The sequence below is a fragment of the Iodidimonas gelatinilytica genome (genome assembly GCF_008579125.1).
Lineage (GTDB): Bacteria > Pseudomonadota > Alphaproteobacteria > Sphingomonadales > Rhodothalassiaceae > Iodidimonas > Iodidimonas muriae.
In genome coordinates, this window is record NZ_BKCL01000001.1 from 140,123 (window position 1) to 155,225 (window position 15,103).

12 protein-coding genes are annotated in these 15,103 nt (G+C 55.5%); 4 read left to right on the plus strand and 8 right to left on the minus strand.

Annotated features, from left to right (window positions below; all coding sequences use genetic code 11):
- Nucleotides 1-20: 20 nt before the first annotated feature.
- The 3 genes from JCM17844_RS00630 to JCM17844_RS00640 all read left to right on the plus strand — a co-directional run bounded on the left by JCM17844_RS00630 (nt 21) and on the right by JCM17844_RS00640 (nt 4,631).
- Nucleotides 21-950 carry an agmatinase family protein gene (locus JCM17844_RS00630; protein ID WP_210431063.1) on the plus strand — a complete coding sequence of 310 codons (930 nt, stop codon included), beginning with the start codon at nt 21-23 and terminating at the stop codon, nt 948-950.
- Nucleotides 951-1,082: 132 nt separating this feature from the next.
- Nucleotides 1,083-3,824 (plus strand): M16 family metallopeptidase, encoded by a 2,742-nt coding sequence (locus JCM17844_RS00635; RefSeq protein ID WP_210431064.1) that lies wholly within the window; start codon nt 1,083-1,085, stop codon nt 3,822-3,824.
- Nucleotides 3,825-4,208: 384 nt separating this feature from the next.
- Nucleotides 4,209-4,631, plus strand: a complete 423-nt coding sequence (locus tag JCM17844_RS00640) for a class I SAM-dependent methyltransferase (RefSeq protein ID WP_210431065.1) — start codon at nt 4,209-4,211, stop codon at nt 4,629-4,631.
- 69 nt (nt 4,632-4,700) lie between these two features.
- Here JCM17844_RS00640 and JCM17844_RS00645 read toward each other — a convergent pair whose 3' ends face one another.
- Nucleotides 4,701-5,915: an NADP-dependent isocitrate dehydrogenase gene (locus JCM17844_RS00645; RefSeq protein WP_149999207.1), complete on the minus strand. Its 1,215-nt coding sequence runs from the start codon at nt 5,913-5,915 to the stop codon at nt 4,701-4,703.
- 147 nt (nt 5,916-6,062) lie between these two features.
- Complete coding sequence (locus tag JCM17844_RS00650) at nt 6,063-6,647, minus strand: LOG family protein (RefSeq protein ID WP_149999208.1); 585 nt, start codon at nt 6,645-6,647, stop codon at nt 6,063-6,065.
- A gap of 192 nt (nt 6,648-6,839) precedes the next feature.
- On the opposite strand from JCM17844_RS00650, the gene JCM17844_RS00655 reads away from it, so the two are divergent.
- The gene (locus JCM17844_RS00655) at nt 6,840-7,943 is read left to right on the plus strand and encodes a LysM peptidoglycan-binding domain-containing protein (protein ID WP_210431066.1); all 1,104 of its coding nucleotides are present in this window, start codon (nt 6,840-6,842) and stop codon (nt 7,941-7,943) included.
- Nucleotides 7,944-8,003: 60 nt separating this feature from the next.
- Here the strand turns inward: JCM17844_RS00655 and cdd are convergent, their stop codons facing one another.
- The 6 genes from cdd to aptA are packed head-to-tail and all read right to left on the minus strand — an operon-like array spanning nt 8,004 to nt 15,099.
- Nucleotides 8,004-8,405, minus strand: coding sequence for a cytidine deaminase (cdd, locus tag JCM17844_RS00660; protein ID WP_149999210.1), 402 nt, complete (start codon nt 8,403-8,405; stop codon nt 8,004-8,006).
- A gap of 10 nt (nt 8,406-8,415) precedes the next feature.
- Nucleotides 8,416-9,858: a dihydropyrimidinase gene (hydA, locus tag JCM17844_RS00665; protein ID WP_149999211.1), complete on the minus strand. Its 1,443-nt coding sequence runs from the start codon at nt 9,856-9,858 to the stop codon at nt 8,416-8,418.
- Between the two features lie 2 nt (nt 9,859-9,860).
- Nucleotides 9,861-11,354: an NCS1 family nucleobase:cation symporter-1 gene (locus tag JCM17844_RS00670; protein WP_149999212.1), complete on the minus strand. Its 1,494-nt coding sequence runs from the start codon at nt 11,352-11,354 to the stop codon at nt 9,861-9,863.
- A gap of 32 nt (nt 11,355-11,386) precedes the next feature.
- Nucleotides 11,387-12,256, minus strand: coding sequence for a nitrilase-related carbon-nitrogen hydrolase (locus tag JCM17844_RS00675; protein ID WP_149999213.1), 870 nt, complete (start codon nt 12,254-12,256; stop codon nt 11,387-11,389).
- 30 nt (nt 12,257-12,286) lie between these two features.
- Complete coding sequence (locus tag JCM17844_RS00680; protein WP_149999214.1) at nt 12,287-13,783, minus strand: CoA-acylating methylmalonate-semialdehyde dehydrogenase; 1,497 nt, start codon at nt 13,781-13,783, stop codon at nt 12,287-12,289.
- On the minus strand, nt 13,780-15,099 hold the full coding sequence (gene aptA, locus JCM17844_RS00685; RefSeq protein WP_149999215.1) for an omega-aminotransferase AptA: 1,320 nt from the start codon (nt 15,097-15,099) through the stop codon (nt 13,780-13,782). The genes JCM17844_RS00680 and aptA overlap by 4 nt, the downstream gene beginning before the upstream one ends.
- Nucleotides 15,100-15,103: the final 4 nt, after the last annotated feature.

Genomic DNA, 15,103 nt, shown 5'->3' on the forward strand with positions numbered 1-15,103 from the left:
AACATAAAGGGAAAGGAACAATGATGACAAATATGGCATCAGAAGCCAGAGGCTGGCACTCTATTGCAAGCCTGTTGGGCGACCAGCCGGAGGCGGCTGTGGCGTTTCTGGGCGTTCCTTTGGGGGAACGGTCTTTGACACCGGGGCGCTGCGATCTGGGACCGGCGGTGCTGCGAAAAACCCTGCCGCGTCTGAGCAGCTATGATCTGGAAAGTGGCCTCGATCTGGGCGATTTGGCGGTGCATGATGCGGGGGATCTGATGTTGAAGGTCACCAGCCCCCTTGATGCCTTCGAGCCTGTGCGCAAAGCTGTGGCCGATTTGTGCACTCGCCACGATCTGAGCATTTTAGCGGGCGGCAATAATGCCATCACCCGTCCCGGTGTTTTGGGATTGGCGCAAGGGCTTGGTGTGCCGCTGGATCATGTGGGCCTGCTGACGCTGGATGCCCATTTCGATCTGCGTGATACCGATTGCGGATTGACCAATGGTAATCCGGTGCAGGCTTTGCTTGATGATGGATTGCCTGGAAAAAACATCGCCCAGATCGGCTTGCAGCCTTTTGCCAATACCAGGCGTATGCACGAAAAGGCCAAAACAGCGGGTATCCATGTGCAAAGCATGGGGCAGATTTTAGCTGATGGCATGAGCACTTGCCTTGAACGGGCGCTGGACCATCTGGAGCGCCATGTGGATGTGATTTATGTGGATTTCGATATTGATGTGATTGCCCGTAACGAAGCCCCCGGCGCACCCGGCGCGCGGCCCGGAGGCTTAAGTGCTGCGGCGTTTTTCAAAGCAGCCCGGCAGATTGCACGGCACAAAAAAGTGCGGGCCGTGGATCTGACAGAATTCGATCCCTCATTGGATATCAGCGACATAACAGCCCTTGTGGCGGCGCGGTGGTTGGCGGAGATTCTTGCCGGTGTGGCTTTAAGGCGTGTGATATAGATGGGATGCCATGTGCGGTTGGCTCGAACAAAAGTTTAGAATGTATTGGAAACCTTGTTTTTATGGGCTTTGAAAGAGCAGTATAAGCGCAGGTTGCGTCTTGAGCGCGGCCATAGAATGAAAGGGGATAATATGGGATTATATTCACTGGCCAAACGCACGGTGCTTGCTGCATCGCTGTGCTTTGGCTTACCCGCATTGGCCGTCGAGATGCCCGATGTGGAGATACCCTATGAAAGTTTCACACTAGACAATGGCCTGACGGTTGTTGTGCATGAAGACCGCAAAGCGCCCTTGGTGGCGGTGTCCGTCTGGTACCATGTGGGGTCCAAGGACGAGCCTGCCGGGAAGACCGGCTTTGCGCATTTGTTTGAACATTTGATGTTCAATGGTTCTGAAAATCATGATGCCGAATTTTTCGAGCCACTTCAGGAAGTGGGGGTGACCGATGTAAACGGCACCACATGGCTTGATCGCACCAATTATTTCGAAACGGTGCCAACCCCGGCGTTGGAGCGGGTTCTGTTCCTCGAATCCGATCGCATGGGGCATCTTTTGGGAGCCGTGACCCAAGAAAAACTCGATAATCAGCGCGGCGTTGTGCAAAATGAAAAACGCCAAGGTGAAAATGAACCCTATGGCCGCGCCTTCGAGACGCTGCAATCGGGCATTTTCCCCGTTGGCCACCCTTATCATCACAGCACCATCGGTTCGATGGAAGATCTGGATGCCGCATCTCTTGATGATGTGAAAGAATGGTTCAATACCTATTACGGTCCGAACAATACCGTTCTGGTTTTGGCTGGCGATATCGATGTGGAAGAAGCCCGGCCCATGGTGGAACGCTATTTCGGCGATATCCCCGCCGGACCGCCGCTGGTAAAGGGCAAGTCCAGTATTCCCGAACTGGCTTCCAATGTGCATGAAGTGATGCAAGATCGTGTTCCGCAAGCCCGTATCTACCGGGTTTGGGCGGTTCCTGGGCGCACCACCGAGGCTGCAAATACTCTGGATGTGGCCGCGGAAATTCTGGGCGGCGGCAAAACCTCGCGGCTCTATCGGGATCTGGTCTATAATCGCCAGATTGCCACCAATGTTCAGGTGGGCCTGTTTCCGTTCGAACTTTCCAGCTTGTTTTTCATTCAAGTGGATGTGAAAGATGGCGAATCCGTACAGGAAGTCAGCGATCGCCTTGATGCGATTGTGGCGGATTTCTTGGCAAAAGACCCATCGAAAGCCGAGCTTGAACGGGCGCAAATCGGCCTGATTGCCGGTGAAGTGCGCGGTCTTGAAAAAGTGGGCGGCTTTGGCGGCAAAGCGGTGACTTTGGCCGAAGGTGCGCTTTATGCCGACGATCCGGGCTTTTACAAAAAACGTATGGCCTATATTGCCGATGCAAGCGCCAAAAGTGTTGCTCAAACGGCCCGCACATGGTTGGGGCGCAATCACTTCCAGCTTGATGTGATTCCGTTTGGGGATTTTGCTGCGGCCAGCGAAGGCGTGGATCGTTCAACCGGCGTTCCGGCTGTGGATGATACGCCAGAGCTTGATTTCCCGGCTGTGGAAACCGCAAGTTTGTCGAACGGGATCGAGCTTGTGGTGGCCAATCGCCCCACGGTGCCCTTGGTGAATATCGCCATGATGTTCGATGCGGGCTATGCGGCGGATCAGGGCAAAAAGCTGGGCACGGCGTCCTTGACGCTTGCTATGCTGGATGAAGGCACCAAAAAGCGCTCTGCTCTTGATATCGCGGAAGAGCTTGAAGGATTGGGAGCCGTGCTTCGCACTGGCTCTAATCTCGATACCTCGACAGTGAGCATGAATGCGCTCAAAACGGAGTTGAAAGCGTCTATTGATCTGATGGCGGATGTGGTGCGCAATCCGGCCTTTGATCAGGCCGAGTTGGACCGGCTCCGTCAGCAGCGTTTGGCTGGCATCCGGCAAGAAGAAAACCAGCCGATCTCTATTGCTTTGCGCCAACTTCCGCCGATCATGTATGGCAAAGACAACGCCTATGGCATTCCCTTCACCGGAACGGGAACCATCGACGCTGTTATGTCCATGACCCGCGAAGATTTGCAGGCCTTCCACAGCGCGTGGTTGCGCCCGGACAATGCAACCATCTTCGTGGTGGGGGATACCACTTTGGCAGAGATTCGCCCTGTGCTTGAAAAGGCATTCGGCGATTGGAAGGCTCCTTCCACTGCAAAGGGCACAAAAACGCTGAATCAGGTGTCCTTGCCTGATCAAAGCCAGATAATCATTGTTGATCGTCCCGGCTCGCCACAATCGTTGATTTTGGCTGGCCATCTGGCACCGCCCACTGGCGTGGACAACAATATCGCCATCACGGCCATGAACGACATTCTGGGTGGCCAGTTTACGGCGCGCGTGAATATGAATCTGCGGGAAGAAAAGGGCTGGGCCTATGGTGCCTATACCTTCATGCAGGATGCACGCGGTCAGCGGCCTTTCTTTGTGTATGCACCGGTGCAAACCGATAGAACCGCTGATTCAATGGCCGAATTGGTTCGGGAACTGAACGCCATCACCGGCGACAAGCCTGCAAGTGATACCGAGCTTGAAATGGTTGTGCGTAACAATGTGCGCAGCCTTCCCGGCCAGTTTGAAACAGCGCGCAATGTGCTCAATGCCATGTTGTCCAATGCGCGTTTTGGCCGTCCTTTGGATTATGAGGAAAGCCTGAAAGGCCGTTATGAAGCGCTTGGCCTTGGGGATGTGGAAAGTGCCGCCAGCGAGGTGCTGCATCCTGATAAACTGACATGGATGGTGATTGGCGATCGCGCCAAAATTGAAGACAGCATCCGTGCCCTTGATCTGGGTGAAATCACGGTGAAAAGCGTCGGCGAATAAGCCACGGCTTTTAAAAGAAATGAAAGCCCCGGTGCCATTAGGCACCGGGGCTTTTTTATGATCAACGCCAGACCTTGCAGCCCCAAACAGGCGGCGACTTGGCCTATCGAGACCAACGCGATGATTGATGACTCCTCAAGGGATTTTATTGGCGTATTTGCGCCCCTTATGGCAGCGTTTCTGGATGGGATTTTACAACACACATATTCTGCCGGTTTTGATCGAACATGCCTGCGCTGCCAATCCTGTAAGGGTGCAGCGTCAGAAGCTGGTGCCTCGGGCTTCGGGACGGGTGGTGGAAATCGGTCTGGGGACGGGGCACAATCTGCCCTTTTACGACCCTGATAAGGTGTCGTCGGTGGTGGGCGTGGACCTGCGGGGGAAATGCTGGAAAAGGCAAAACAGCGTGCCGGTCAAGTGGCCTTTCCGGTGGAAATGGCCGCACTTTCGGGAGAAAATTTGCCGTTTGAAGATGCCAGTATGGATACGGTGTTGGTCACTTACAGCCTGTGTTCCATCCCCGATCCCTTGCAGGCGCTTTTGGAAATGCGCCGGGTGTTGCGCCCAAACGGCAGGTTATTTTTTGCCGAACATGGCGCCGCTCCCGATGAGGCGGTGGCCCACTGGCAAGGACGATTGGAACGTTGGTTCTGGCCAAAAATCGCCGGTGGATGCCATTTAACGCGGCGGCCTGATCAGCTTATCACAGAAGCGGGGTTTTCGCTGGAGCATCTCGATCGCCTTTATTTGCCCAAAACCCCGAAAACACTGGGTTTCAATTATATCGGCAGTGCGCGCCCCCGATAGGGTTTCTCCATAAAAAAACAGGTGGAAGGCATGTGCCTCCCACCCGTTTCATATGCTTTTGAAAGCCGTTCAGGAAAGCTTGGCTTTCAATCCTTCATCGATCTTTTCAAAGAACTGTTCTGTGGTCAGCCAGTTCTGATCGGGACCGATCAACAGCGCCAGATCCTTGGTCATATTGCCGTTTTCAACGGTTTCAATGCACACTTTTTCCAGCGCATCGGCGAAGTCTTCCACCGCCGGTGTATCATCCATCTTGCCGCGATATTTCAGGCCGCGTGACCATGCGAAGATCGAGGCAATGGGATTGGTGGAGGTGGCTTTGCCTTGCTGATGCTGGCGATAATGGCGGGTGACGGTACCATGGGCCGCTTCGGCTTCCACGGTGTTTCCATCGGGAGTCAGCAACACGGAGGTCATCAGGCCCAAAGAGCCATAGCCCTGCGCCACGGTATCGGACTGCACATCGCCATCATAGTTTTTGCAAGCCCAAACAAAGCCGCCAGACCATTTCATGGCGGCAGCCACCATGTCATCAATCAGACGATGTTCGTAGGTGAGACCCTTGGCATCGAATTGCGATTTGAATTCGGCGTCGAACACTTCCTGGAACAGATCTTTGAAGCGCCCGTCATAGGCTTTCAAGATGGTGTTTTTGGTGGACAGATAGACCGGGAAGCCGCGCTGCAGGCCGTAATTGAACGAAGAGCGGGCAAAATCGCGGATCGAATCGTCCAGATTGTACATACCCATGGCCACACCGGCTGAAGGGAATTCAAACACTTCATATTCGACCGGCTCGCCGCCATCCTTGGGGGTGTAGGTCATGGTGAGGCGACCGGGGCCGGGCACCTTGAAATCCGTGGCGCGATATTGGTCACCAAAGGCATGGCGGCCGATGACCATGGGCTGTGTCCAGCCGGGAACAAGGCGCGGCACATTCTGGATAATGATCGGTTCGCGGAACACCGTACCGCCAAGGATGTTGCGGATGGTGCCATTGGGCGACCGCCACATTTTCTTGAGGCCGAATTCTTCAACGCGGGCTTCATCGGGGGTGATGGTGGCGCATTTCACACCAACGCCATATTCCTTGATGGCATTGGCCGCATCGATGGTGATCTGGTCGTTGGTTTCGTCACGTTTTTGAACCGAAAGATCGTAATATTTCAGGTCCACATCAAGATAAGGCTGAACAAGACGCTCACGGATCCATTTCCAGATGATCCGGGTCATCTCATCGCCATCAAGCTCGACAACAGGTGTTTTGACTTTGATTTTTGCCATTAAGTCTGTCCTTGGCTGGTGTTTAACAGAATAGGTTGCGCACAAGAGCAACCATCGGGCGGCTGCAAAAGGCGGCCTCCCGGTAAATTCGCGCGCACCCTAGCAGTTGTCGTGCGATCCGAAAAGATGCTTCAAGGCAGATCGTGATCAGAACAGGTCGGCGCGTGCGGTATGTTCAGAGCCGGCCATCCGGCCCAGTTCATGAAACACATCATCAAGGCTAGCCACAGTTTTAAATAGACTGAGATTTGTGGAATTGGCGAATCCCTGATCCACAACATGGTTCAAAAGCGCTAGAAGCGGCTCCCAATATCCATCATGATTGAGCAGGAAAATCGGCTTGTCATGAAGATCGAGCTGCGACCAGGTGAGCACCTCGATAAATTCGTCCAATGTTCCCATGCCGCCGGGCAGAACGATAAAGGCATCGGAGCGATCGAACATCATGCGCTTCCGGCTGTGCATGTCGCTTACGATATGCAATTCAGTCAGGCCGGTCTGGGCGATTTCCACCTTGTCCAAATGCTCGGGGATGATGCCCACCACCCGGCCACCCATGGCTGTGGCAGAGCGCGCGCATATGCCCATCAGACCCACTTGTCCGCCACCATAGACAAGCGTTAGTCCTGCGCCTGCAATGGCTTCACCGGTGGCTTTTGCGAGATCGGCATAGCCGGGTTGCGCCCCGGATCGTGAGCCGCAATAGATACAAACGGATTTAACCTTTGCCATATGGTCTCCTTTTGAGGGATAGGAATTTTAAAGGTAGGATGGGGACATAGGGTGGATTATGCTCATTTTGTTTTGATTTTTCGTGAAAGTAGCCAAGTTGTCGGGCACATTCATGTGACAGACAGTTTAATGGTGTAAGATACGTTCTCATATAGCATGAACGATAACCGCACGCGCTGGAAAGAGCAGAGCTTGAACAGACCCAGAAAATCTCCAGACTGGCAGACTGAAGACGGAGGCTCCCGTCGTCTATGGATGCCGATGCTTGCCATGATTGTCGCCGTGGCGGTGATTGTCGCTTTGGCGGTTTATAATCTAAGCGGCCCCAAAAATGACGTGACCGTGGCCCCCGAACAAGACAGCCAGCAAAGCGCGAGCGAGTCTGTCAGCCTAGCCGAAAACGCCCCATCTTTTGATGTGGTGCGGATTTCTCGTGGTGGTACAGGCGTTCTGGCTGGCCGCGCCGCGCCCGATAGCCTTGTGGAAGTGCTGGTAGACGGCAAAGTGGTGGCGGATGTGCGCGCCGACCGCAATGGCGAATGGGTCATGATTTTGGAAGAGCCGCTTGGAACGGGCATTGCGGAAATGTCCCTGCGCGCCACATTGGACGGGCAGCAGGCCGTATCTTCCAAGGATGTTGTGGTGGTGGCCATCCCTGAGCCGCTGGTTCCCGAACGCTTTGCCGAGCGTGAAGGTGAAGGCGTGGTTGCGGTCTTGACCCCTAAATCCGGTGAAGGGGGCAGTCGGGTGATGCAAAAGCCCGGTTTGGCCGCACCCGGTGAGGTGGGGGACAGCCTTGCCGTTGATACCATTGATTTCGGTGCCAGTGGTCAAACGGTGCTTTCGGGCCGTTCTTTGCCCCGTGCCACCATACGTATCTATCTGGATAACAGCTTCCTTGTGGAAGTGCGCAGCAATGACGATGGCCGCTGGACAGCCAATAGTGCGGATGCATTGGCGGACGGGGATCATGTGCTGCGCGTGGATCAGGTTTTGACCGAAGGCGAGGTGCAATTGCGGGTGGAACAACCCTTCACCACCGGTCAGGCGCTGGATCCGGCTTTGGCAGAAAGCCGTGTGGTGGTGCAGCCGGGCAATACGCTTTGGATGATCGCCCGCAAGCTTTATGGGCGTGGTACCCGCTTCACCATGATCTTTCAGGAAAATTCCGAACAGATCGTCGATCCCGATCTGATTTATCCCGGTCAGTTATTCCGTTTTCCCGATAGCGAAGTGGAAAGCGCGCCGGGCGGCACCGCTGAAAAAGACGACGAGACAACACCGCCGACTCCTTGACCGGAAAGCATAAATGGCCTGCCGACCCTTCTTCGGGGATCGGCAGATGTCGCGCATGGCTTATAAAAGGCGGAACGATTCCGGCAGCAGGTCTTTGATGGTAAAGCTGCGCCTTTGGCCGTTTTCGCCTTCCAGGACAATCACGGTCTCACTATCGGCGAATTCCAGAATTTTCTGGCGACAGCCGCCGCAGGGCGTGCAATTTTCAAGCCCTTTTCCAGCCAGTCCGCCCAGAATGGCAATGCGTTTGATCCGGGTGCCGCCTTCCGTCACCATGGATCCGATGGCATTGGCCTCGGCACAAATTCCTTCAGGATAAGCCGCATTTTCCACATTACAGCCTGCATGGATGCGGCCATTTTCATCCAGAACGGCGGCCCCCACATGAAAGCTGGAATAAGGTGCATGGGCTTTGTCGCGGGCGCGTTTGGCGCTGTCAAACAAACTGTCGTCGGTGCTCATGGTCACGGTCCTATTCGCGTTCTACTTTTGATGGTCGGGCCAAATCCGCCTGTTTTCCAAGGGCCCCGAACATGGATTGATAGGCCGGGCGTTTCACATAGCGGCCCGCGCCTTTTTCAGTGCGCAGTTCGCCATTGGACCAGACCAGCTTGCCATTGGCGATGGTGTGCGCGGCCAGCCCCTTGACCTCCATGCCTTCAAAGATATTGAAGTCGATATTTTGATGATGGGTTTTTGCCGAAATGGTTTTTGTCGCTTCCGGATCCCATATCACAATATCTGCATCGGCCCCCACGGCGATGCTGCCTTTTCGGGGGTAGATATTGAAGATTTTTGCCGCATTGGTGGAGGTGGCGGCAACGAATTCTTCCATGGTCAGGCGGCCTGTGTTCACGCCATGGGTCCATAGCACGGCCATGCGGTCTTCGATACCGGCGGTGCCATTGGGGATTTTCGAGAAATCATCTTTGCCCATGGCTTTTTGATCGGCGCAAAAACAGCAATGGTCGGTGGCGGTGGTTTGCAGATTGCCCGATTGCAGGCCACGCCACAGGGCGTCTTGATGCTTTTTGTCACGGAAGGGGGGGCTCATCACATGGGCGGCGGCGGTCTGCCAATCGGGATGGCGGTAGACGCTGTCATCCACCAGCAAATGACCGGCCAATACCTCGCCAAAGACCCGTTGGCCCGCATTGCGCGCCCGGGTGATTTCTTCCAACGCATCGCTGGCCGATACATGCACGATATAAAGCGGCACGCCGATCACATTGGCAAAGCGGATGGCGCGGGCGGCGGCTTCGCCTTCCACCTCTGGCGGGCGAGAGAGGGGATGGCCTTCGGGGCCGGTGATGCCTGCGGCCAGCAGCTTTTGTTGAAGTTGATAAACCATCTCGCCATTTTCTGCATGCACGGTGGGGATGGCACCCAATTCCATGGCACGGCTGAAGCTGGGGAACAAAATATCATCCCCGGCCATGATGGCGTTTTTATAGGCCATGAAATGTTTGAAGCTATTGACGCCTTCTTCGGTGACCAACCGACCCATATCCGCATGAACGCTGTCGTCCCACCATGTGACCGCCACATGGAAGCTGTAATCGGCGGCGGCTTTTTCCGCCCAGCCGCGCCATTGCTTATAGGCATCCATCAAGGGTTGCTGCGGGTTGGGGATCACGAAATCGATGATCATCGTGGTGCCGCCTGCAAGACCTGCAGCGGTGCCGGTATAAAAATCTTCCGACGCCACGGTGCCCATGAAGGGAAGCTGCATATGGGTATGGGGGTCAATGCCACCCGGCATCACATAGTGCCCGACTGCATCGATGATTTCCGCATTTCGGGGGACGTCGATATCAAGGCCGATGGCTTTGATCTCACCATCTTCCGTATATATATCGGCCCGCCGCGTTTGATCCGCGGTGACAACGGTTCCGCCCTTGATCAAGATAGACATGGTCAAACTCCTTTACGCAAACGGGATAAAATCCAATAGACGAGGCCGGCTGTGCCCGCTCCGACGAACCATGCATAGCTGTAGATGGACTGGAACAGGGCAGGCACATTAGCGACAATTTCCGTGGCCGATAAAAAGCCGGGCAGGGACGGCAGCACCCCGATGATCAAAGCGCCAAGCCCTGCCAAATTCCAGCCGCTTTTGGCGCTATAAATCCCGTCGGATGCGAACAGATCATCCACTTTCAGCCGGGTTTTCTGGATCAGGAAATAATCGACGATCAAAATACCCACTACAGGCCCCAAGAGCGCCGAATAGCCCACCAGCCATGTGAACAGATAGGTGCCGGCACTTTCCATCAGCTTCCAAGGGAACATGGCGATGCCAATACCGGCGGTGATATAGCCGCCCATGCGGAAGGAAATGCGCTTGGGGGCCAGATTGGAAAAGCCATAGGCCGGAGCAACCACATTGGCCGCGAGATTGGTGGTCAGTGTAGCCAGAACAAGCGCCGCCAGTGCAAATACCACCCCCATACCGCCCATGCGTGCGGCCAGTTGCACCGGGTCCCAGATGGCCACTCCGTAAATCACCGTGGTGGCAGAGGTCACGGCCACGGAAATCAGCGCAAAGAGGGCCATGGGCAAAGGCAATCCCAATGCCTGCCCCAGCATCTGGTCTTTTTGGCTTTTAGCATAGCGGGTGAAATCGGGAATATTAAGCGCCATGGTGGACCAAAATCCCACCATTGCCGTAAGGCTGGCAATGAAAATGGGCCAGAATTGTCCTTCTCTGGCCCCGCCTTCCACGAATTGCGATTTGGTGGACAGCATGGCGCTCAGGCTTCCCGCTTCAACCCATGCCCAGACAAACAGCGCCACAGACATGGCGATCAGGAAAGGGGCCGCCAGCATTTCCAACCAGCGAATGGATTCCGTGCCGTGCCGGATGAACCACACATGCAAAGCCCAAAAGGCCAGAAAACACAGCGTTTGCGCCAGATCGATCCCAAGAAAGGGCAGGGCTGTGCCTTTCAGTGCCTCGCCCGTAAGGGTGTTGAGGATCACATAAATCGCCGATCCGCCCACCCAGGTATTGATGCCAAACCAGCCGCAAGCCACAAAGCCACGCAACAAAGCAGGCAGCCGCGCCCCCACCGTCCCGAAAGACGAGCGCAGCAAAACGGGAAAGGGCACGCCGTGTTTTGCACCGGCATGCCCGACTAAAATCATTGGAACCAGAACGATCAGATTGCCAAGAAAGACAGTGAGAACCGCCTGCCACCAACTCATCCCCTCGCTGACAAGGCTGCCAGATAAAAGATAAGCCGGAACGCAGACCACCATGGCGACCCATAAAGACGCAAAGGCTTTCCAGTCCCATGTGCGCTCATCGGGGGCGCTGGGCGCAAGATCGGCATTCCATAAGGCCGGATCGTGCTGATCGTGGGACAGGGCCCCCGGCTTGTCAGTCTGTGGCGAACTCTCTGCATCCATATGGCGTGCCCCCGCTTGCTATTTGGTTCGGTTTATTCTTCTGCAACAAGGGGATAATAGCTAACCGGTCGCCGGTCGCGGAAGAATTGCCACAAATTGCGCACCTCGCGCACTTTGTCCATATCCATATCGTGGATGATCAATTCGTCTTTGTCACGGCTTGCGATGGCTTCGATCTGTCCCCGAGGATTGACAAAATAGCTTTGGCCATAGAATTCACCGATATTCCACGGCGCTTCCGTGCCCACCCGGTTGATGGCACCGATATAGCAGCCATTGGCGGCCGCAGAGGCGGGCTGTTCCAGCTTCCACAGATATTCTGACAATCCGGCAACGGTGGCCGAAGGATTGACGATATATTCCGCGCCATTCAGCGCCAGCGCCCGCCAGCCTTCGGGGAAATGGCGGTCATAGCAAATATAAACGCCCAGCTTGCAATAACGGGTTTCAAAGACCGGCCAATCGGATGAACCGGGCTTGAAGAAGAATTTTTCCCAGAAACCGGAAACCTGCGGGATATGGGTCTTGCGATATTTCCCAAGATAGGTGCCATCGGCATCGATCACCGCTGCCGTATTGTAATAAACACCGGTTACTTCATCGGCTTCATAGATGGGCACCACGATGACCATCTCGTATTTCTTGGCATAGTCCTGCATCAGCTTTGTGGTTGGGCCATCGGGAATGGCCTCTGCCGCATCATACCATTTGGTATCCTGGCTGGGGCAGAAATAGGGCTGTGTGAACACCTCTTGAAAGCACAAAACCTGCACGCCCTTTTCACCGGCTTCTTCGATCAGCGGGATATGGGCTTCGATCATGGCTTTGCGGATGGTTTCCGGGTCTTTATCGGTTGAGGCCTTCAGCCCCATCTGAATTAGTCCGCCGCGCAATTTAGTCATAAAGCGTGCTCCTTGAAAGATGCTGTCGTTTTAACCATTGCTGGGAAAGGTGAATTCGGCACCGGCCCGTATGCCCGTGGGCCAGCGTGCTGAAACGGTTTTGAGACGGGTATAGAAATGCACGGCTTCCGGGCCGTAAATGCCGTGTGCGCCAAAGATCGAGCGTTTCCAGCCGCCAAAGCTGTGATAGCCCACCGGCACAGGAATAGGCACATTCACGCCCACCATCCCCACCTCGATCCGGCGGGTGAAATCGCGGGCGGCATCACCGTCACGGGTGAAAATGGCGGTGCCATTGCCATATTGATGGTCATTGATCAGGCCCACGGCTTCATCATAATTTTTGGCCCGCAAAACGGACAGAACCGGGCCGAAAATCTCTTCGCGGTAAACGGTCATGTCTTTTGTGACACCATCAAGCAAGGTGCCGCCCATCCAGAAACCGCCTTCATAGCCTTGCAGACTATAGCCGCGGCCATCCACCACTACGCGCGCGCCTTCTGCTTCGCCTTTCGAGATCAGGTCCGCCACCTTGTCGCGGTGTGCTTTTGTGATCAGGGGCCCCATTTCCGCATCTTTATCGGTGCTGGGGCCGATTTTCAGGGACTGCACACGGGGCGTCAGTTTTTCCACCAGACGATTGGCTGTCTCTTCCCCCACCGGCACGGCAACGGAAATGGCCATGCAGCGTTCCCCGGCCGAGCCAAAGCCTGCGCCCATCAAGGCATCTGCGGCTTGATCCAGATCCGCATCGGGCAGGATGACCATGTGGTTTTTCGCGCCACCCAGCGCCTGCACCCGCTTTCCAGCCGCACAACCACGGGAATAGACATATTCTGCAATGGGGGTGGAGCCGACAAAGCTGACGGCGGAAATGCCCGGATGGTCCAAAATGGCATCCACCGCTTCCTTGCCACCATGCACCACATTCAAAACGCCTTCGGGCAGGCCCGCCGCTTCAAACAGGTCATGGATCAGATTGGCACTGGAAGGATCGCGTTCCGAGGGTTTCAGGATAAAGCAATTGCCGCAGGCCAGCGCCATGGGGATCATCCACAAAGGCACCATCGACGGGAAATTGAACGGGGTGATGCCCGCCACCACGCCCAAGGACTGGCGTTCCGAACAGGCATCCAGATCGCGGGCCACATGGCGCGAGAAATCGCCCTTCAACAGATGTGGAATCCCGCAGGCAAATTCCACCACTTCCAAAGCGCGGGCCACTTCGCCCAAGGCATCATCATGGGTTTTGCCATGTTCGGCACTGATGGTACGGGCAATGTCGTCGCGGCGTTTGTGCATCACATCGCGAAGGGCGAACAACACATGCGCCCGGCGGGCCGGCGGCATTTGCGACCAGTCATCCAAGGCTTCTTGTGCCGCTTTTACAGCCGCATCCACTTCATGACTGCCGCCCATGGCGAGACGGGCCGTTTCCTCACCGGTCGCGGGGTTGAACACAGGAACGGTCTGTGTGTTTTCAAGAACATACGGCTTTCCGCCGATCAGATGGGGAATGGGTGTCATTCGATTTCTTCCAAAACACGGCGCACGGTTTCAACGGCCATATCAATGTGCGACTTTTCAATGATCAGGGGAGGAGACAGGGCAATGATGTCGCCGGTGGTGCGGATCAACAGGCCTTTGTCATAGGCTTTCAAAAAGGCGTTGAAGGCGCGTTTTGTGGGAGCCCCCTCAATGGGGTCCAGTTCGATAGCGGCGATCAATCCCATGGTGCGGATATCTTTGACATAAGGCGCACCGCGCAAGCCGTGCATGGCATCGGCCCAATAATCGCCCAGATCCGCGCCCCGTGTGAACAGGCCCTCTTCTTCATAGGTATCAAGGGCGGCAAGGGCGGTGGCGCAGGCCATGGGATTGGCGGAATAGGTATAGCCGTGGAAAAATTCGATCATGTTTTCCGGGCCAGTCATGAAGGCATCGTGGATGGTGTCGGACGCAAACACCGCCCCCATGGGCACAACGCCGTTGGTCAATCCCTTGGCGGTGGTGACAAGATCAGGCTGGACACCAAAATAATTGACAGCGAAGGGGGTGCCAAGGCGGCCAAAACCGGTGATGACTTCATCGAAAATCAGCAAAATGCCGTGCTTGGTGCAGATTTCACGCAGGCGTTTCAGATAGCCCTTGGGCGGCATGATCACGCCAGCAGAACCGGCCACCGGCTCGACAATCACCGCGGCGATGGTGGAAGGGTCATGCAATTGGCACAGACGCTCCAGATCGTCGGCCAGTTCTGCGCCATGTTCCGGTTCGCCCCGGCTATATTCATTGCCGGCAATGCCATGGGTGTGGCGCAGATGATCGACGCCACTGACCAATGAGCCGAACATCTTGCGGTTGGCGGGCATTCCGCCTACCGACATGCCGCCGAAATTCACCCCATGATAGCCTTTTTCCCGGCCAATCAGGCGGGTGCGGTGGCCTTCCCCGCGCGCCCGGTGATAGGCGATGGCCATTTTGAGCGCCGTTTCCACCGATTCAGAGCCGGAATTGGTGAAAAAGACATGGTTGAGATCACCGGGCATCAACCGCGCCAACCGGTCTGCCAGATCAAAGGCTTTATGATGGCCCATCTGGAAGGCGGGGGAATAATCCAGCTCCTCCACCTGATTTTTCACCGCTTCAATGATGCGCGGGCGCTTATGTCCGGCATTGCAGCACCACAGCCCGGCAATGCCATCCAAAACATCACGGCCATCGCTGGTTTTGAAATACATGCCTTCGGCGCCCACGAACATGCGGGGATGCGCCTTGAACTGCCGGTTGGCCGTGAAAGGCATCCAATAGGCGTCCAGATTATTGTTCGGTGGTAAATCCATCACT